The 17,720-nt window shown below is 68.0% G+C and carries 22 protein-coding genes; 6 read left to right on the top strand and 16 right to left on the bottom strand.

What is annotated here, in order from left to right; all coding sequences use genetic code 11:
• The 7 genes from hpf to AC5P66_RS00475 all read right to left on the bottom strand — a co-directional run bounded on the left by hpf (position 1) and on the right by AC5P66_RS00475 (position 5,414).
• Positions 1-318, bottom strand: coding sequence for a ribosome hibernation-promoting factor, HPF/YfiA family (gene hpf / locus AC5P66_RS00445; RefSeq protein WP_005415556.1), 318 nt, complete (start codon positions 316-318; stop codon positions 1-3).
• A gap of 58 nt (positions 319-376) precedes the next feature.
• Positions 377-1,798, bottom strand: coding sequence for an RNA polymerase factor sigma-54 (locus AC5P66_RS00450; RefSeq protein ID WP_111096979.1), 1,422 nt, complete (start codon positions 1,796-1,798; stop codon positions 377-379).
• Positions 1,799-1,838: 40 nt separating this feature from the next.
• Positions 1,839-2,558, bottom strand: a complete 720-nt coding sequence (gene lptB / locus AC5P66_RS00455; protein ID WP_005415558.1) for an LPS export ABC transporter ATP-binding protein — start codon at positions 2,556-2,558, stop codon at positions 1,839-1,841.
• Positions 2,558-3,124, bottom strand: coding sequence for a lipopolysaccharide transport periplasmic protein LptA (gene lptA, locus AC5P66_RS00460; RefSeq protein WP_049415168.1), 567 nt, complete (start codon positions 3,122-3,124; stop codon positions 2,558-2,560). Before lptA ends, lptB begins: the two co-directional genes overlap by 1 nt.
• Positions 3,125-3,225: 101 nt before the next feature.
• A complete protein-coding gene (lptC, locus tag AC5P66_RS00465) occupies positions 3,226-3,801 on the bottom strand; it encodes an LPS export ABC transporter periplasmic protein LptC (protein WP_111096978.1) in 576 nt (191 codons plus the stop codon).
• Positions 3,798-4,346, bottom strand: a complete 549-nt coding sequence (locus tag AC5P66_RS00470; RefSeq protein WP_049415164.1) for a KdsC family phosphatase — start codon at positions 4,344-4,346, stop codon at positions 3,798-3,800. Before AC5P66_RS00470 ends, lptC begins: the two co-directional genes overlap by 4 nt.
• 66 nt (positions 4,347-4,412) lie before the next feature.
• Positions 4,413-5,414 (bottom strand): KpsF/GutQ family sugar-phosphate isomerase, encoded by a 1,002-nt coding sequence (locus AC5P66_RS00475; RefSeq protein WP_099495101.1) that lies wholly within the window; start codon positions 5,412-5,414, stop codon positions 4,413-4,415.
• Positions 5,415-5,468: 54 nt separating this feature from the next.
• On the opposite strand from AC5P66_RS00475, the gene AC5P66_RS00480 reads away from it, so the two are divergent.
• The 3 genes from AC5P66_RS00480 to AC5P66_RS00490 are packed head-to-tail and all read left to right on the top strand — an operon-like array spanning position 5,469 to position 7,306.
• Positions 5,469-5,699 carry a BolA family protein gene (locus AC5P66_RS00480; protein ID WP_005408396.1) on the top strand — a complete coding sequence of 77 codons (231 nt, stop codon included), beginning with the start codon at positions 5,469-5,471 and terminating at the stop codon, positions 5,697-5,699.
• Between the two features lie 21 nt (positions 5,700-5,720).
• Positions 5,721-6,992, top strand: coding sequence for a UDP-N-acetylglucosamine 1-carboxyvinyltransferase (murA, locus tag AC5P66_RS00485; protein WP_049415159.1), 1,272 nt, complete (start codon positions 5,721-5,723; stop codon positions 6,990-6,992).
• Positions 6,989-7,306: a hypothetical protein gene (locus AC5P66_RS00490; protein WP_032957609.1), complete on the top strand. Its 318-nt coding sequence runs from the start codon at positions 6,989-6,991 to the stop codon at positions 7,304-7,306. Before murA ends, AC5P66_RS00490 begins: the two co-directional genes overlap by 4 nt.
• Before the next feature lie 122 nt (positions 7,307-7,428).
• On the opposite strand, the gene AC5P66_RS00495 is transcribed toward AC5P66_RS00490, so the two are convergent.
• From AC5P66_RS00495 to purM, 7 genes are all read right to left on the bottom strand, one after another.
• Positions 7,429-8,112 (bottom strand): DUF3108 domain-containing protein, encoded by a 684-nt coding sequence (locus AC5P66_RS00495; protein ID WP_099486876.1) that lies wholly within the window; start codon positions 8,110-8,112, stop codon positions 7,429-7,431.
• A gap of 2 nt (positions 8,113-8,114) precedes the next feature.
• Positions 8,115-8,936, bottom strand: a complete 822-nt coding sequence (locus AC5P66_RS00500) for a DUF3108 domain-containing protein (protein ID WP_049415157.1) — start codon at positions 8,934-8,936, stop codon at positions 8,115-8,117.
• Positions 8,937-9,004: 68 nt separating this feature from the next.
• Positions 9,005-9,664 (bottom strand): phosphoribosylglycinamide formyltransferase, encoded by a 660-nt coding sequence (purN, locus tag AC5P66_RS00505; RefSeq protein WP_049415155.1) that lies wholly within the window; start codon positions 9,662-9,664, stop codon positions 9,005-9,007.
• Entirely contained in the window at positions 9,661-10,323 is a 663-nt protein-coding gene (locus AC5P66_RS00510) for a DUF2238 domain-containing protein (protein ID WP_049415152.1), read from the bottom strand. Before AC5P66_RS00510 ends, purN begins: the two co-directional genes overlap by 4 nt.
• A gap of 38 nt (positions 10,324-10,361) precedes the next feature.
• The gene (locus AC5P66_RS00515; RefSeq protein ID WP_049415149.1) at positions 10,362-10,784 is read right to left on the bottom strand and encodes a hypothetical protein; all 423 of its coding nucleotides are present in this window, start codon (positions 10,782-10,784) and stop codon (positions 10,362-10,364) included.
• Complete coding sequence (locus AC5P66_RS00520; RefSeq protein ID WP_049415148.1) at positions 10,781-11,269, bottom strand: hypothetical protein; 489 nt, start codon at positions 11,267-11,269, stop codon at positions 10,781-10,783. Before AC5P66_RS00520 ends, AC5P66_RS00515 begins: the two co-directional genes overlap by 4 nt.
• A gap of 21 nt (positions 11,270-11,290) precedes the next feature.
• Positions 11,291-12,349: a phosphoribosylformylglycinamidine cyclo-ligase gene (purM, locus tag AC5P66_RS00525; protein ID WP_049415145.1), complete on the bottom strand. Its 1,059-nt coding sequence runs from the start codon at positions 12,347-12,349 to the stop codon at positions 11,291-11,293.
• Between the two features lie 99 nt (positions 12,350-12,448).
• Here purM and AC5P66_RS00530 point away from each other — a divergent pair, with 99 nt between their 5' ends.
• Genes AC5P66_RS00530 through hda form a run of 3 tightly spaced genes read left to right on the top strand, consistent with a single transcriptional unit; the run spans position 12,449 to position 15,461 of the window.
• A complete protein-coding gene (locus tag AC5P66_RS00530; protein WP_049415144.1) occupies positions 12,449-13,588 on the top strand; it encodes a DUF2066 domain-containing protein in 1,140 nt (379 codons plus the stop codon).
• Positions 13,585-14,754 (top strand): AI-2E family transporter, encoded by a 1,170-nt coding sequence (locus tag AC5P66_RS00535; RefSeq protein WP_049415142.1) that lies wholly within the window; start codon positions 13,585-13,587, stop codon positions 14,752-14,754. The genes AC5P66_RS00530 and AC5P66_RS00535 overlap by 4 nt, the downstream gene beginning before the upstream one ends.
• On the top strand, positions 14,754-15,461 hold the full coding sequence (gene hda / locus AC5P66_RS00540) for a DnaA regulatory inactivator Hda (protein ID WP_049415140.1): 708 nt from the start codon (positions 14,754-14,756) through the stop codon (positions 15,459-15,461). Before AC5P66_RS00535 ends, hda begins: the two co-directional genes overlap by 1 nt.
• Before the next feature lie 516 nt (positions 15,462-15,977).
• Here the strand turns inward: hda and murU are convergent.
• Both murU and AC5P66_RS00550 read right to left on the bottom strand, forming a co-directional pair.
• Entirely contained in the window at positions 15,978-16,688 is a 711-nt protein-coding gene (gene murU / locus AC5P66_RS00545; RefSeq protein WP_049413204.1) for an N-acetylmuramate alpha-1-phosphate uridylyltransferase MurU, read from the bottom strand.
• Positions 16,685-17,710 (bottom strand): aminoglycoside phosphotransferase family protein, encoded by a 1,026-nt coding sequence (locus tag AC5P66_RS00550; RefSeq protein ID WP_099495203.1) that lies wholly within the window; start codon positions 17,708-17,710, stop codon positions 16,685-16,687. The genes murU and AC5P66_RS00550 overlap by 4 nt, the downstream gene beginning before the upstream one ends.
• Positions 17,711-17,720: the final 10 nt, after the last annotated feature.

The following is a 17,720-nucleotide window of genomic DNA, read 5'->3' on the forward strand; positions in this document are numbered from 1 at the left end:
TCAGCCACCATTGTCGCCCACCGGCAGCGGTGCGTGCTGCTGTTTTTTCTCCTTGTGCTTGATGACCAGGCGGTCAAGCTTGTCCGCAAGCAGGTCGATCGCGGCATACATGGTCTGGCCGCCGGCCTCGGCGTGCAGGGTCTGCCCGGGGATGTTGAGGCTGGCGTCGACGTGGTGTTCGGTCTTCTGCAGCTTGAGGGTCACCCGCGCTTCGCAGTGCTGGTCGAAGTGCTTTCCGATCCGGGCCAGCTTCTCCTCCACATAGGACTGCAGGGCCGGGGTGACTTCGACGTCTTTGCCAAACGTTTCGATGCGCATCGGGTTTCTCCTGTGTTCGGATGTGCCAATGAACCTCTCCGCCGGGCGCGGCGGCGCGTCAAGCGATTCTGACCCTTTCGTGCGAGGCGGAGATGTTCATGGCTTCACGATACTTCGCCACGGTGCGTCGCGCTACTGGAATTCCCGACGATTTGAGCAGGTCAGCCAGCTTGGCGTCAGAAAGCGGCTTGCGCGGGTTTTCGTCGTCGATCAGGCGCCGGATCATCGCCTGGATGGCGGTGCTGGACGCCTCGCCACCGCCTTCGGTATCGATGCCCGAGGCGAAGAAGGCACGCAGCGGCAGCGTGCCGCGCGGCGTGCGCACATGCTTGCGGGCGATCGCGCGCGACACCGTCGACTCGTGCAGGCCCAGTTCGGCGGCGATCTCGCGCAGGGTCAGCGGACGCAGCGCCTGTTCGCCGAACTCGAGGAAACCGGCCTGCTGATGGATCAGGCTGCGCACCACCCGCAGCAGGGTTTCACCGCGCTGCTGCAGGCCCTTCAGCAGCCAGCGCGCCTCCTGCAGCTGGCCACGCAGGTAGCCGGCGTCGGCCTCGCCACAGCGGCGGATCAGCTGTTCGTAGCCACGGTGGATCACCACCTTCGGCCCGGCATGGGCGGCCAGCGCCGCGCGCCAGATGCCGTTCTGCCGCCACACCACCACGTCGGGTACCACATAGGTATCCTGCGAAAGCGGCGCGATCTGAGTCCCTGGACGCGGGTCCAGCGAGCGCAGCAGGGCGACCGCTGTCTCGACCTCGTCCAGCGGCTGTTTCAGTTCATGGGCCAGACCGGCGACACCACTGCGTGGCAGCCGTTCCAGCGGGCCTGCGGCAATCTGCCGCGCCAGCGCCAGGCCCGCGGTGTCACCAGGCAACACATCCAGCTGCAGCTGCAGGCATTCGCCGAGCGTGCGCGCGGCAACGCCGACCGGGTCGAAGCGCTGGATGCGATGCAGCACCGCAAGGATTTCATCCTCATCGGCATGGACCGACGGCAGCAGGGTTTCGGCGATGGTGGCCAGCGGTTCGCGCAGGTAACCGTCGTCGTCCAACGCATCGATCAGCGCAGCGCCGATGCTGCGGTCATGCATGGAAAGATGCGACAGGTGCAGCTGCCACAGCAGGTGGTCGGCCAGCGTCTCGGTTTCGGCCACGCGCTCGGCGGCGCTGCCGGCGTCATCATCATCGTCGAAGCTGCCGCCACTGCCGGCGGCGCTCCAGTCGAGCTCGGCCGGTGCCCAGTCGTCGCCATTGTCGGTGCGTTCGGCCGCCGTCTCGGCGTCCGTGTTGTCGCCGCCTTCATTGGCGACACTGCTGTCGTTGCCGTCGGCCCAGTCCAGCAGCGGATTGCTTTCCACGGCCTGGGCGATTTCAAGCTCCAGCTCGGTCGTGGACATCTGCAGCAGCTTGATCGCCTGCTGAAGCTGGGGGGTGAGCACCAGCTGCTGTCCCAACGATGTCTGCAGCCGAGTCTTCATGCCTGTGCCGAACGGAAGGAAAGGGACCCAGCACCTGCGGTCACAGCTTGAAGGAATCCCCAAGGTAGACGCGACGTACGTCAGCGTTGTCCAGGATCGCCTCCGGCGAGCCCTGGGCCAGCACGGTGCCCTCGGCGAGGATATACGCGCGGTCGCAGATTCCCAAGGTCTCGCGCACGTTGTGGTCGGTGATCAGCACGCCGATGCCACGCTGCTTGAGATGGGTGACGATGCGCTGGATTTCGCCCACCGAGATCGGGTCGACACCGGCAAACGGTTCGTCGAGCAGGATCAGTCGCGGCTGCGCGGCCAGTGCGCGGGCGATCTCGCAGCGACGACGTTCGCCACCGGACAGGCTGGCACCGAGCTGGTCGGCGACATGGCCCAGCTGCAGCTCGTCGAGCAGGCTGTTCAATTCGCGCTCGCGGCCGGCCGAATCCAGGTCTTCGCGCAGTTCAAGCACCAGGCGGAGGTTGTCGGCCACGGTCAGCTTGCGGAACACCGACGGTTCCTGCGGCAGGTAGCCCACGCCCTGCTTGGCACGGGTGTACATCGGGTCGCTGGTGATGTCCTTGCCGTCGAGCACGATGCTGCCTGCATCGGCGGCGACCAGGCCGACGATCATGTAGAAGCAGGTGGTCTTGCCGGCACCGTTGGGGCCGAGCAGGCCGACCACTTCACCGGCGTCGAGGGTCAGCCCGAAATCCTTGACGACTTCGCGCTGCTTGTAGCGCTTGCGCAGGCCCTTGGCGACGAGCATTACTTCTTGCTCCCCGCCGGCTTGGCCGGTGTGCTGGCCGGAGCCGCTGCCTTGGGTGCGGCGGCCGGCTGCGCCGCCGCGTTCTTGTTCTTCGGCGGAATGACGGTGCGCACGCGGCTGCCATCGCCACCGGAATTCATCTCGCCACTGCGGGTGTTGTAGACCATGCGCTGGCCGGCATTGGTGCCGCGCGCGCTGGTGACCTTGTAGTTGCCGGTCAGGGTGATGATCTCGGTCTTGATGTCGTAGTCGATGCGATCAGCCACCGCGTCCATCCAGGTGCCGTCGTCAAGCTGCTGCTTCATCGTGGCCTGCTTGCCGGAGAACACCGCACGCACGGCCTCGCCGTCCTTCAGGTAGATCTCCGCTTCGGACGCGCGGATGTCCAGCGTGCCCTGGGTGACGGTCACACCCTGCGAGAGCACGGTCTTGCCATCGCCGGTAAGCACGCCCGACTGGGCGCCGGACTCGATGTTCATGTTCTCGTTGCGATCGGTGGACTTGGCAAAGGCGGCGCTGGGAACCAGGAGACCGAGCGCGAGTACGGCTGCAAAGGGGATCTTCATCGGGGTCCGTTCTACCGGTGGGGCCGTCCGGGAAACCGGCGGCGGGTGGGTGGGCCGCCTTCCTTGCGCCGGTCCGGGGACGTCGCAGGAGGGTGGCGGAATCAGCGTCGGGGCGTGTAACGGCCCTTGGACTGGCTGAGGAAATGATACGTGTTGTTCTTCGAATCCACCTCGAAGCCGACGCCGGACTGTTCCATGCCGGGGCGGGTCATGGTGACCCGCGCATCGGTGCGGGCGCGGTTCTCCTTCGGGAACACGTCCAGGTGGTCGGTGCGGAAAGTGGTCGGCACCACGCCCGGATCGGCCGGACTGTCGCCGGCGACATTGCCGCGCAGCTTCATCTCGTCGCCCTTGGCACTGAGCCAGCCGGTCTCGGCGTGCAGGGTCCAGTGCTTGCCATCCTTGTCCGGCATCTCGAACAGCGGGGTGGCGATGTTGATGGTCTGGTCGCCGCGCTGGCGTTCCAGCCGCGGTGCGCGCAGGGTGGTCGATTCCTTGCCCTGCTCATCCAGCGCGACGATCTGGAAGTCGTGCAGGATGTAGTCCACGCCGGCGTCCTGGCCGGCAGTGGCCGTGCCCTTGTCGCGGTTGCGCAGGGCCGCCCAGCTGCTGAGCAGGGCCGCCAGCAGCAGGCCGATGCCGAGCACGGTGCGCCAGTTCAGGGTGGGCAGGTTCATGCGCCGAACCTCGCCAGGACCGCGTCCACATGGCCCTGGGCGGCCAGCAGGATGTCGCACAGTTCACGGGCGGCGCCACGCCCGCCATCGGCGCGGGTCTGCCAGTGCACGCGCTCGGCGATCCACGGGTGGGCGTTGGCTGGCGCCACCGCCAGGCCGACCGCGCCCAGCGGTGCCAGGTCCGGCAGGTCGTCGCCCATGAAGGCCACCTGCTCCAGGCCGATGCCATGCTGTGCGCACAGCGCCTGCACGCTGGCCAGCTTGTCGCCCACGGCGATCTGGGTGTCGATGCCGAGGTCGGCGCCGCGCTTGAGCGCGGACTGGCTGTTGCGCGCGGTGATCAGCACGGGGTGGATGCCGTGCTGCTGCAGCAGTTTCAGGCCCAGACCGTCCTGCACGAAGTACGCCTTGCTCTCGTTGCCGTCCTTGTCGTAGTACAGCCGACCGTCGGTGAGGGTACCGTCCACGTCGAAGCAGGCCAGGCGGACGCGGGCCGCAGCGGCGTGCAGGTGGGCGGGGAACGCGGGCAGCGGGGACCAGGGCATCAGGCGATCAGGCTCGGTGGGGGCGGGTGGGGCATTACAGACTGAATGGGGTCTACGGACTGTCGGTTAAACCACCCGGGCCCGCAACAGGTCATGAATGTTCAGGGCGCCGACCGCACGGCCCTGGCCATCGACCACGATCAGGCCGTTGATTTTCTGGGTCTCCATCTGCCGCGCCGCCTCTACGGCCAGCTGGTCGGCACCGATGGTGCGCGGGTTGCGGGTCATCACGTCGGCGATCTTCGCGGTGCGCACGTCCAGCGCGCTGTCCAGCGCCCGGCGCAGGTCGCCGTCGGTGAACAGGCCGATCAGCACGCCATCGGCGTCGACCACGGCGGTCATGCCGAGCCGCTTGCGGCTCATTTCCACCAGCGCCTCGCTGAGGCTGGCATCGGCGTTCACGCTGGGCAGGTCCTCGCCGGTATGCATGACATCGGTGATGTGCAGCAGCAAGCGACGGCCGAGGCTGCCGGCCGGGTGCGAGCGGGCAAAGTCGTCGGCGGTGAAGCCGCGTGCGTCAAGCAAGGCTACGGCCAGCGCATCGCCCATCGCCAGCGAGGCGGTGGTGCTGGAGGTCGGCGCCAGCGCCAGCGGGCAGGCCTCGGCCGGCACGCTCACATCCAGGTGGATGTCGGCGGCGGTGGCCAGGCTCGACTGCGGGCGGCCGGTCATGGAGATCAGCAGGTTGCCCTGGCGCTTGAGCACCGGCAACAGCATCAGCACCTCATCGGACTCGCCCGAATAGGACAGGGCCAGCACCACGTCGGCCTCGGTGATCATGCCCAGGTCGCCGTGGCCGGCTTCGCCGGGATGCACGTAGAACGCCGGTGTGCCGGTGGAGGCCAGGGTGGCGGCGATCTTGCGGGCAATGTGGCCGGACTTGCCCATGCCGGTGGCGACCACCCGGCCGCGGCTGGCCAGGATCGCCTCGCAGGCCTGCTGGAAGGCCTCGCCCAGGCGGTCGGCCACGGCATCCAGCGCCTGCCGCTCGATCTCGAACACGCGGCGGCCACTGGCGACCAGGCCGGCAGGGGCGACGGAACGGGGGGGCAACAGGGATTCGGCCATGCGGACGCCACGCAGCGGAAGTAGAATGGAGGCACATTTTATTAGGAAAGCCCGTTGGACGCCGACACCATCCGCAATCTGATCGAAACCGGCCTGCCTGGCGCCCGCGCCGATGTGCAGGGCGATGATGGCGTGCATTTCGAAGCGACCGTGGTCTGCGAGGCCTTCGCCGGCAAGATGCCGCTGGCCCGCCACCGCATGGTCTATGCCACGCTGGGCGACCTGATGGGCGGCGCGATCCACGCGCTGGCGCTGAAAACCGTGACCCCGGCCGAAGCCGGCTGAACCGCAGAAGATCCCGAATACATGGCCAAGATCGTTGTGACCGGCGGCGCTGCGCTGCACGGTGAAGTGAGCATCTCCGGCGCCAAGAACGCCGTCCTCCCCATCCTCTGCGCGACCCTGCTGGCCGATGAGCCGGTGGAGATCACCAATGTGCCGCACCTGCACGACGTGGTCACCACGGTGAAGCTGCTGGGCGAGCTGGGTGCCAAGGTCACCATCGACCAGGGCACGCTGTCGCGTGGCAGTGCGATCGTGGTCGACCCGCGTTCGGTCAACCAGCACGTTGCGCCGTACGAGCTGGTCAAGACCATGCGCGCCTCGATCCTGGTGCTGGGCCCGCTGCTGGCCCGCTTCGGCGCGGCGGAAGTGTCGCTGCCCGGCGGCTGCGCGATCGGTTCGCGTCCGGTCGACCAGCACATCAAGGGCCTGCAGGCGCTGGGTGCCGAGATCGTGGTCGAGAACGGCTTCATCAAGGCCAGCGCCAAGCGGCTTAAGGGCGGCCATTTCACCTTCGACATGGTCAGTGTCACCGGCACCGAGAACGTGCTGATGGGCGCGGTGCTGGCCGAAGGCACCACCGTCCTCGACAACTGCGCGATGGAACCGGAAGTGACCGATCTGGCGCATTGCCTGATCGCGCTGGGCGCGAAGATCGAAGGCCTGGGCACTGCCCGCCTGGTCATCGAAGGCGTCGAGCGTCTGTCCGGCGGCCGCCACGAAGTGCTGCCCGACCGCATCGAGACCGGTACCTTCCTGGTCGCTGCGGCGATGACCGGCGGCAAGGTCACGGTCAACCGTGCGCGCCCGAACACCATGGACGCGGTGCTGTCCAAGCTGGTCGAGGCCGGCGCGAAGATCGAGACCACCGAAGACACCATCACCCTGGACATGCAGGGCAAGCGACCGAAGGCGGTCAACCTGACCACCGCGCCGTACCCCGCATTTCCGACCGACATGCAGGCGCAGTTCATGGCGCTCAACTGCGTGGCCGACGGCGTCGGCGTGATCAACGAAACGATCTTCGAGAACCGTTTCATGCACGTCAACGAACTGCTGCGCCTGGGCGCGGACATCCAGGTCGAAGGCCACACCGCCATCGTGCGTGGCAGCGAGACCTTGAGCGGTGCGCCGGTAATGGCCACCGACCTGCGTGCCTCGGCCTCGCTGATCCTGGCCGGCCTGATGGCCAGCGGCGAGACCACCATCGACCGCATCTATCACCTTGATCGTGGCTACGAGAACATCGAAGAGAAGCTGTCTTCGCTCGGCGCCACCATCCGGCGCGTGCCATGATCCTGCGCGGCAAGTTCAGCCCGCGCCGCAAGGCGCTGCTGGCCCTGGTGCTGATCGTGCTGGCGTGGCTGGGCTATGCCTGGTACGCCAACATCGCCATCACCCAGGGCATCGAGCAGAAGGACATGGACTGGAACGGCGACGGCACGGTCTCGCGTGACGAGATCATCGAATCGTTCTACGCGGTCGCGGTGAACGACAGCCAGGACGGCAACCGCCATTGCCGCACCTTCGTCTGGCGCAGCACCGGCGAGCAGATCCGCGTGGACTGCCGCACCGAGTTCAAGCCGGCCGCGGCCGAGGAAAAGAAGTAAGAACAACGCCCGCGGAAGCGGGCGTTTTCTTTTGGTAGTGCCGGCCGCTGGCCGGCAACCCCGTCAACCTCGTGGAGCACCGCACAGATGCCGGCCAGCGGCCGGCACTACCGGTTTGCCCGTCAGTTCATCGCCTTGATGGTCAGGTCCAGCGCATCGCGGCCGCTCTCACGCTGCAGCATGCGCGCCGGCACCGGGAATTCCGGCACGATCCACGCGATCAGCTCCTTGTTGCCGTCGGCACGCGAGACCTTGGTGGCCTCGTAGCTCTTGCCGCCCACGGTGATCGATTCCTTGCCGACCACACGGTAGGTCATGTTCTTGATGCGGCCTTCGTCGACCATGCGATAGGTCAGCGGCTTGCCGGCGGCCAGGTCGCGGGCGATTGCCAGGTTGATCAGCAGCGCGTCCATGTCGCCCGTCTTCAACGCGATGGGGCCCGCACGGTCCGGCTTGATGTCGCCGGTCCAGGTGGCCTGGTTGCTGCTCCAGTTGTAGTTGGCCTGCACATTGCGCTTCTTCACCAGCAGTGCCGAACGGTCCTGGCTGCTGAGCGGGCGCAGCTGGCCGCGCACCTCTTCGAACACGGTGCTCTGGCTCAGGTCGGCCAGCTGGTTCTTCACCTGCAGCGTGTAGCGCCACTTGTTGGCTCCCTCGCTGCTCAGCGTCATGCTGCCATTGGCCTGCATGCCCATGTAGCTGGCCAGGTAATCGGCCTTGAATGGCTGCAGGGCCATGGCCGGCAGGCTGGCCACCGACAGTGCGGCTGCAGCGATCCAGGTGAGGGGGCGGGTCAGGGTGCTCATGCTCAGACTCCTTGGTATTCGATCAGGCGCAGATCGACGCGGTCTTCGCCGTCTTCGCGTTGCAGGATGCGCACCGGGGTGGGGACACCGTTGGCGATCCAGAGGATGGTTTCATTGTTGCCGCCGTTGGTCCGGTACACCCGCAGCGCGTTGTAGGACAGGTCTCCGACCTCGACATTCTCGGTCTGCGGCGCGGCCTGGTAGTCGTGCTGGCGGACCTTGCCCATGTCCACGTAGCGATAGTGCATGGTGGCGCCCGGGCGGGCATCACGCATGATCGCCAGATTGATCAGCAGCGCGCTCTGGTCGCCCGGCTGCAGCGGGATCGGTTGCGCACGTTCCTTCTTGACGTCGCCGCTCCACTGCGCGGTGCCGGCCTGCCAGTTGTACGTGCCGACCGCTTTCTTGCCCAGGAACAGGCCCTTGCGCACCGTGCTCTGGCTGAGCGGCGCGTAGACCCCGCTGCGCTCTTCGAACACCGTGCTCTGTTCGATGTTCAGGCCCAGCACGCTGGCAAAGCCGCGGCGGCCGACCACCTGCATGTCCACCCGCCACTGGTTGCCGCCGCTGTGGGTGACCTGCATGCTGGCGTCGCCGGCCTCCTTGCCTTTGTAGAAGGCCTGGTAAGTCGCGGTGAACGGCTGCAGCGGCGGCGGCTCCCAGGCCAGCGCCGGGGGCATCGGCACGGCCGGTTCCGCAGGCGGCTGTACTATGGGCGCCGGCTGCGCAGGGGCCGCAGGCGCTTGCACCTGGCCCCAACCCACACCGGGAAGCACGACAAGCGACAGCAGCAATGAAGTGGACAGCAGGGTCGTGGTCTTCATGGAGGGCAGGAGCTGCAGGAGGGGGGCAGGATGCCAGCCCCGCAGTCAGCGGGGCGTGTGCGTGGGCGTTACCGGTTCAGGTTCCCGGCGGAATCTAGGGCCAGTGGGCTAAACAGGGGGTGACCGTCCAGGTGCGGCTGCCCCTCCCGTTCAGTCAGGCGGCCGCCGCACAGCAGCTGGAGGGTGGCGATCAGCAGGGGATGCTCCACCTCCAGCACACGCGCGGCCAGGCTGTCGGCGTCATCGCCGGGCATGACCGGCACCCGCGCCTGGGCCAGCACGGCGCCTGCATCCAGTTCGGGCACGACCAGATGCACGCTGGCCCCGTGCTCGACATCGCCGGCGTCCAAAGCCCGCGCATGCGTATCCAACCCCTTGTGCAGTGGCAGCAGGGAGGGGTGGATGTTGACCAGGCGGCCATTGAAGCGCTGCACGAAGGCGGCGCCGAGAATGCGCATGTAGCCGGCGCAGACGATCAAATCCGGCGCGACCGCAGCCAGTGCATCGCCCAGGGCCTGCTCGTAGGCGGCACGGTCCTCGAATTCCTTCGGCGCATGTGCCCAGCGCAGGCTGGCGCCGACCCGTTGCAGCGCGGCGGCGGCTGGGCGGTCGGAGAACACGCCGACGACCTCGGCGCGCAGGCGCCCGGCCGCGATGGCATCGAGGATGGCCTGCAGGTTGCTGCCGCGCCCAGAGGCGAGCACGGCGATGCGGCTGGGCGCGGTCATTGCGGGGCACGCCGGCGGATCAACGGCCAGCTCAGCAGACTGCCCACGGTCGCCAGCAGCATGTCGGCATGCGCGTCCCACATGTCGCCCTGCTGCCCGTTGTAGGCCTCGGCGGCGTCCGGCGAAAGGGCCAGCGCGATGGCCCACTCGAACCACTCGTAGACCAGGCTGGCGCACATCACTGCCATCACCGCCAGGGTGAAAGCCTGGCCGCGGCGCAGCGCCGGCCAGGCATGGCGTGCCAGCTGCAGCAGCGCAGGCGTGAAGCAGACGCCGAACAGGAAGTGGATAAGCCGGTCGAAATGATTACGCTGCCAGCCAAACGCCGCATTCGGCGACCAGCCGGTCAGCGCCTGTGCCCAGGCGTCGTAGGGCACGTTGGAGTACAGCCAGCGCGCGCCCACGCAATGCAGTGCGATGAATCCACAGATCGCGATGAAGGCGCCATTGCCCAGCCAGCCACCCCGGCGGTCGACCCATAGCAGTGCGGCCAGCCCGATCACGGTCAGGGTGCTGTGCAGGGCCTGCTCGGTGGGCCACAGCGGGTGGATCCAGCTGATCGCAAACACCGCCAGCACGGCGGCGAAGGCCAGCTTCTTGGGGCCCGTGAAACGGGAAGCGGTAGGCGAGGTGGTCGTGCAGTGGGCAGGCGCGGACATGGGGAGTCGATCAGGGAAGGGGGCGTCTGCCGGCAAGCTCAGACGCTGAGATGGTCGCCGCGGTCGAACAGTGCGGCCATGTCAGGCTTGGACAGGAACACCCAGGCATAGGCGGTCAGGGCCATGCCCAGCGGGCCAGCCAGTACCGCCAGCCAGGCCGCGCGCTGGCACCAGGCCAGCCCGGTGCGGCGCGACAGCAGGCGTGCGGTGTGCAGCTGTACGACGCCAAGCGCGGCCGCCAACAGCGAAACGACCCCGTAGACCGTGGCCAGTACTGCGCCATCGCCCAGCCCGCGCGAGCTGGCGACCAGGCCGATGAAACCGAGGAACGCCAGCGCGGCCATCCAGTGGAAAACCGCCAGCGCGTAGAACAGCACCTTCAGCGTCTGCAGGTGGCTGGCCAGCTGCAGCTGCGCCAAGGTCTGCTGCGGTAGCGGCGGTGGTGCGCCGGGTGTCGTCATGTCGTTGCACCACTTGCATCGAAGGCGGCCTTGACCTGCGGGCGCAGCAGCGTAACCAGGGTGAATACCCCCAGAACGGTGCCCAGCGGCGCGCACAGGCAGAGCAGGCCGGCCACGATCAGGCACAGCAGGTGGCGACGACGCTGGGCCAGGCAGCGTCCGGCCTGGATGACGAATGCGGCCATGCCCAGGCCACCGGCGACGAACACGGTCCCCAGGACCGTGAACACCCAGCCGAACAGGCGCTGTTCGGCCGGCGACGAGGGCTGGCCCCCGGAGTTCATCGGCAGATGGCCGCTCAGCGCACTGATGCCGAGCACGATGTACAGAATGAAAAACAGCGAGAGCAGCGCGATCAGGCCGCCGAACACGTAGTGCGCGATGGACAGTGCGCGCAGGTGGTCAGCGTCCTGCTTGCTGAAGACCGGCACGGCCGCCAACGGCGGCGGTACCGGGGCCGGTGCCAACGGGGGCGTTGCGTCCATACGGGCTCCTCGGGGTCGGGTTCAGCCGATGCGGACGCGCTCGTCGCCTTCGGCGGTGACCACCTGGCCGATGGTCCAGTGGTCCAGGCCCTGGGCCTGGACCGCCTCGGACACGGCAGCGACCTGGTCCGCTGCCACGATCAGCACGAAGCCGATGCCGCAGTTGAAGGTGCGCCACATCTCGCTGTCGGCCACCGCGCCTTCCTTCTGCAGCCACTGGAACACCGGCGGCAGGGTCCAGGACGAGGCCTGGATGTCCAGGCCGAGGCCGTCGGGCACCACGCGGATGATGTTCTCGGTCAGGCCGCCACCGGTGATGTGGGCCATGCCGTGGACGGCGTCGCCGTGCGACTTCAGCAGCGACAGGATCGGCTTCACGTACAGGCGGGTCGGTGCCATCAGCGCATCGACCAGCTTCACCCCGCCTTCCAGCTCCAGGTCGGCCGGGCGGCCGGCGCGGTCGTAGATGCGGCGTACCAGCGAGTAGCCGTTGGAGTGCGGGCCGGACGAGGCGATGCCGATCAGCACGTCGCCGGCGGCCACGCTGGCGCCGTCCTTCAGCTCGCTCTTCTCGACCGCAGCGACCGTGAAGCCGGCCAGGTCGTACTCGCCCGGGGCATACATGTCGGGCATTTCAGCGGTTTCACCGCCGATCAGCGCGCAGCCGGCCTCGGTGCAGCCGTTGGCGATGCCGCCCACCACCGCCGCGGCGGTGTCGATGTCCAGCTTGCCGGTGGCGAAGTAGTCCAGGAAGAACAGCGGCTCGGCGCCCTGCACCAGCACGTCGTTCACGCACATCGCGACCAGGTCGATGCCGATCGTATCGTGGCGGTTCAGCTGGTGGGCCAGCTTCAGCTTGGTGCCCACGCCGTCGGTACCCGACACCAGCACCGGCTCGCGGTACTTGTTGGACAGGTCGAACAGGGCGCCGAAGCCGCCCAGGCCGCCCATCACTTCCGGGCGGAAGCTGCGCTTGACCAGGGGCTTGATCCGCTCGACCAGCGCGTTGCCGGCGTCGATGTCGACACCCGCGTCACGGTAGGTAAGGGGGGAGGGGGCGGAAGACGGGGTGTTGGTCACGGGCGTCGGCGCTGGCAGGGGTTGAACGGGCGATTTTAACAGGCCGCATTGGCGCAAAGGCCGTATTCGGGCAACAATTCCCCCGGATTCGTCGAGCCAATGGATGTCCTGATGCGCCGCAGCCTGATTCTGACCCTGCTCCTTGCACTGAGCCTGCCGGTGGCCACGATGGCCCAGAGCGGCCTGCGCACCGAGGGAGATGTTGCCACTGCCTCGGGTGCGTACGAGGCCGAAGTGCCCGTCAACAGCCAGGCCGAAGCCGATCGCAACGGCGCCCTGGCCCGTGCCCTGAGCGTGGTGCTGGGCAAACTGTCCGGCGACCGCAACGTGATGTCCCGCCCCGGCGTGGTGCAGGCGCTGCGCAACGCCAAGGACTACGTGGCCAGCTACGACTACAAGCAGGACCAGAGCGTGGGCGCCAGTGGCGCGCCGAGCTTCAGGACCCTGCTGGTGGCCCGCTTCCGCGAGGATGATGTCGACTCGCTGGTCTCGGCGCTGGGCCTGCCGCTGTGGCCGCAGCCGCGGCCGAAGCCGGTTGTGTGGTTGGCCGTCGACGACGGCAGTGGCCCGCGCCTGGTCAGCGTGCAGCAGGCCAACGCCGCCCGCCCGCTGCTGAACCGCGCCATCGAGCGGGGTTACAAGCTCGGACTGCCCAGCGGCGGTGCCGCCGAACAGGCATTGGCCGGTGCCATCTGGCGCCAGGACAGCGCCGCCGTGGCCCGTGCGTCTTCGCGCTACTCGCCGCCGATGCAGCTGATCGGCAAGCTCTACCGCGCCAACGGCGGCTGGCAGGCGGACTGGGTGTTCGTCGACAACGGCCGTGAGCTGAACAAGTGGACCAGCAAGGACGCCAACGCCATGCGCGCGATGGCCGCCGGTGCCGATGGCGCCGCCGACGCGCTGGTCAAGCGCTATGCCAAGGCGGGTGCCGCCGTCGGCCAGGCCGGGACCTACCGCGTGGTGGTCACCGGCATCAACAGTGCCGACGACTACCTGCGCCTTGCCGCCGGCCTGCGCGAGGTGCCGGTGGTGCGCAACGTCACCCCGCTGCACGCTTCGGCCGGCCAGCTGGAGCTGAGCCTGGAGATGACCACCGGCCTGGCCGGCTTCAACCGCATGCTGGGCGACAACGGCGTGCTGGTGCCCAGCGCGACGCTGCCGGCCCTGCCGGCCCCGATCGATGACACTACCGGTGCCCCGGTGGCCGCGCCGGTCAGCAACGAGTACCGCTTGCGATGACCCTGACCCCGGAAGCCGAAATCGCGCAGTTCCTGCGCCGCCTGAAGTACATCCTGTTCGCCGGCCTGGTCGGCTGGGTGGTGTGGCTGCTGGCGCCGATCCTGACCCCGTTCGTGCTGGCGCTGGCGCTGGCGTGGCTGGGCGATCCGCTGGTGGACCGCATCGAGGCCACCGGCCGTTCGCGCATGACCGGCGTGGTGCTGGTGTTCGCGGCGATGGTGCTGGTGATCGTGGCGCTGCTGCTGGTGCTGGTGCCGATGATCGAGCGCCAGATCACCACCCTGATTGCGGTCGCGCCGCAGGCACAGGCGTGGCTGATGGAGAAGGGGATTCCCTGGTTCGAGCAGAAGACCGGCCTGGAAGTGATGCAGTGGCTGGATCCGGACCGCCTGATCGAATGGGTGCGCAGCCACTGGCAGCAGGCCGGCGGCGTCGCCACCACCTTCATGGGCTACGTCTCGCGTTCGGGCTTTGCGATGGTGACCTGGGTGGTCAACATCCTGCTGCTGCCGATCCTGGCGTTCTACTTCCTGCGCGACTGGGACAAGCTGGTCGAGCGGGTGGCGTCGGTGATTCCGCGCAACCAGATCGGCACCATCAGCGCGTTGGCGCGTGAGTCCAACGAGGTGCTGGGCGCGTTCATCCGCGGACAGTTCCTGGTGATGCTGGCATTGGGCGTGATCTATGCCGGCGGCCTGTCGCTGGTCGGCCTCAAGCTGGGCCTGCTGATCGGCCTGATTGCCGGCCTGATCAGCTTCATCCCGTACCTGGGCGCGACCACCGGCGTGCTGATGGCGGTGATCGCGGCACTGGTGCAGGCGCAGGGCTTCGACCTGAAGCTGCTGATCCTGGTGGGCGTGGTGTTCACCGTGGGCCAGCTGCTGGAAAGCTACGTACTGACCCCGCGTATCGTCGGCGACAAGATCGGCCTGCACCCGGTGGCAGTGATCTTTGCGGTGATGGCCGGCGGCCAGCTGTTCGGCTTCCTCGGCATGCTGCTGGCGCTGCCGGTGGCGGCGGTGACCAATGTTCTGCTGCGCTATGCGCATCAGCGCTACCGCCAGAGCGAGCTGTACGTGGGCGAGAAGCCGGCGATCGTGCTTGATGGCGTAGTGGACGCCCCCCATATCATCGTTCCGAACGACAAGGGCCCCGACCTGAAGTGATGGGTGTGCCGCAACTGCCGCTGGCCCTGCATTACCCGCGGGACCAGCGCCTGGAGACCTTCATCGGCGCGCCGGATGGCGCGCTGGCGCAGCTGCGCGCGATCGCGGTTGGCGCCAGCCACGACTGGGTCTACCTGGAAGGTGCGGCGGGAACCGGCAAGACCCACCAGGCGCTGGCGATGTGCTCCAGCGCCGAGCAGGCCGGGCGCCTGCCGACCTATGTGCCGCTGGCCAGCGCGGCCGGCCGCGTGCGTGCGGCGCTGGATGGGCTGGAGGCGCGCGAACTGGTGGCGCTGGACGGCCTGGACGAGGTTGCCGGCAACCGCGAGGACGAGATCGCGCTGTTCGATTTCCACAACCGCGCGCGCGCCGCAGGCGTGACCGTGCTGTACACGGCGCAGAAGGCGCCGGAAGCGCTGGGCCTGGTGCTGCCGGACCTGCGTTCGCGCCTGGGCCAGTGCGTGCGCGTGCTGCTGCAGCCGCTGGATGAGGAAGGTCGCGCTGCGGTGCTGCGCGAGCGTGCACTGCGACGTGGCCTGGCCATCGACGAAGCGGCCATCGAATGGCTGCTGTCGCATACCGGCCGTGAGCTGGGTGGATTGATCACCCTGCTGGACTGGCTGGACCGGGAGTCGCTGGCGGCGAAGCGGCGGATCACCGTGCCATTCCTGCGCCAGGTGCTGGAAGAAGGCCGGCCTCGTTACTGAGAGTGGGGTTTGTTTGCAGGGCTGCGCCCTGCACCCGCGGTAGTGCCGGCCGCTGGCCGGCAACTTCAACAGCAACGTCAAAAGCTGGCTTCCTGAGGGGAGGCGCGGTGGCTCAGGTTGCGGGAGACGGCGCAAGTACGTCCATGTAGCCCGATCGCGCCATCCATGGCGCTCACGCCCCCGCAACCGGATCCACCCCCCCTTCGACAGGTTCCCGCGATCTGACTGGTCTGTGTACTGCACTGCTGTTGGTGGGTGTCGACCTTGTGGTGGGTGACGACCGTTGGTCGTCACCGGAGCAAGCGCAGCGAAGCGACCCGCTTTTGCTTTTCTTTCTTTCTTCCGTGGCTGGACGCGCGCGGAAACTGTCAGAGGCCGGGCGGGGTGGGTTCGCGGGGGTGTCCGCGGCATGGATGCCGCGGCCAAGCCCCCAGGGACGGGTTCACGGCGTCCCCCGCGAATCCACCCCGCCCGGCCAAGCACGGCTTTTGATTTGAGCGACCAGCCACGAGGGGCTCAGCCGTTCGCCGCCAACTCAGCATCCAGCGCGCGCAGGCGATCCACGGTCCCGACGTCGGTCCAACGCCCACGATGGTGCTGCCCGGTCATCAACCCCTGCGCCATGAAATGCTTCTGCAGCGGCACCACCGAGAACCTCGGCGGCAGCCGCTCGCTGCCCGGCGCATCGCCGATCACCGCGCGCCAGTCGGCCACGATCGAAGGACGGTACACGCCGATGCCGGCATAGGTCAGGCACGGCCCCGCGCGGTCGTGGTGCAGCAGGCCCTGTGCGTCCAGCCGATAGTCACCGTTCGGATGCTGAACCGGATTGTCGACCAGCACCAGGTGTGCCTGGCCCTGCGGCTCGCGCGGCAGTGTGGCGAAATCGAAATCGGTCCAGATATCGCCGTTCACCACCAGGAACGGGGCATCGCCCAGCACCGGCAGTGCGTTGAGGATGCCGCCGCCGGTTTCCAGCGGGGTCTGCCCTTCGTAAAGGAAATGCAGGCGCAGGCCCCACTGGCTGCCATCACCCAGGGTCGCCGGGAACTGCTCGGCCAGCCACGCGGTGTTGACCACTACCTCGCGCACGCCGAGCGCCGCCAGGCGTTCCAGGTGCCAGACAATCAGTGGCTTGCCGGCCACTTCCAGCAGCGGCTTGGGTGTGTGCAGGGTCAGCGGGCGCATGCGCTCGCCAAGCCCGGCGGCAAAGACCAGCGCCTTCATCGGGCCACGCGCATCGGTGCGCCCAGTTCGGCCAGCGCCGGCTTGATGCGGTTTTCCAGCAGCTGCTGCAGGGGGGCCAGCTCGCGATAGCGAGGCAGCACTTCATCCAGATAGCCGATGAAGCGCGGTGCGTCGTCCAGGTAATGGCCCTTGTTGTCGCGGTAGCGCAGGCGGCAGAACAGGCCGAGGATCTTGACGTGGCGCTGGATGCCCATCCAGTCGGCATCGCGCAGGAAGGTGGCGCGGTCGGGCACCGGCAGGCCGGCGGCGCGCGCGCGTTCGTGGTACTGCGTCAGCCACTCGTCAACGCGCTGCAGCGGCCAGCTCAGGAACGCGTCCTTGAACAGGCTCACCGCGTCGTAGGCGATCGGGCCGCGCACCAGGTCCTGGAAATCCAGCACCGCGGGGCCGTCGTCGACCGGCATCAGGTTGCGCGGCATGTAATCGCGATGGGTCATCAGCTGGGCCTGGCCCAGCGCGTTGTCCATCAGGCGGCGATGCACCCGCTGCAGGCCTTCGATCTCGCCGCAGTCCAGCTCCAGGTTCAGGTGGCGCTGCAGGAACCATTCGTCGAACAGGCCGGCATCGCGCTGCAGCAGCGCCTCGCCGAACTGGCCGAAGTCGGCCGGCACCCGGATCGCCTGCAGGCGCAGCAGCTGTTCGATCGAGCGGCCGAACCATTCGTCAGCGTTGCGCTCATCGAGGATCCTGGCCAGGGTCGGGCCGCCGAGATCTTCCAGCAGCAGGAAGCCGGCCTCCAGGTCCTGCGCCAACAGTGCGGGCACGCGCAGGCCGTTGTCGTGCAGCAGGCCGCGCATGCGCAGCCACGGCCGCGGATCTTCCAGCCCCGGTGGGGCGTCCATCACGATGTGGCTGCCACGGGTGCTGGTGGTGCGCCAGTAGCTGCGCATGCCGGCATCGACCGAGGCGCGTTCGACCACCGCGTCGGCATCATCGAGCTGGGTACGGGCCCACTGCAGGCGCTGCGTGCTGCGCTGGGGATCGGAGGCGGGTTCGGTCATGCGGGCATAT

The organism is Stenotrophomonas sp. YJH_SMC_122, from assembly GCF_059369535.1.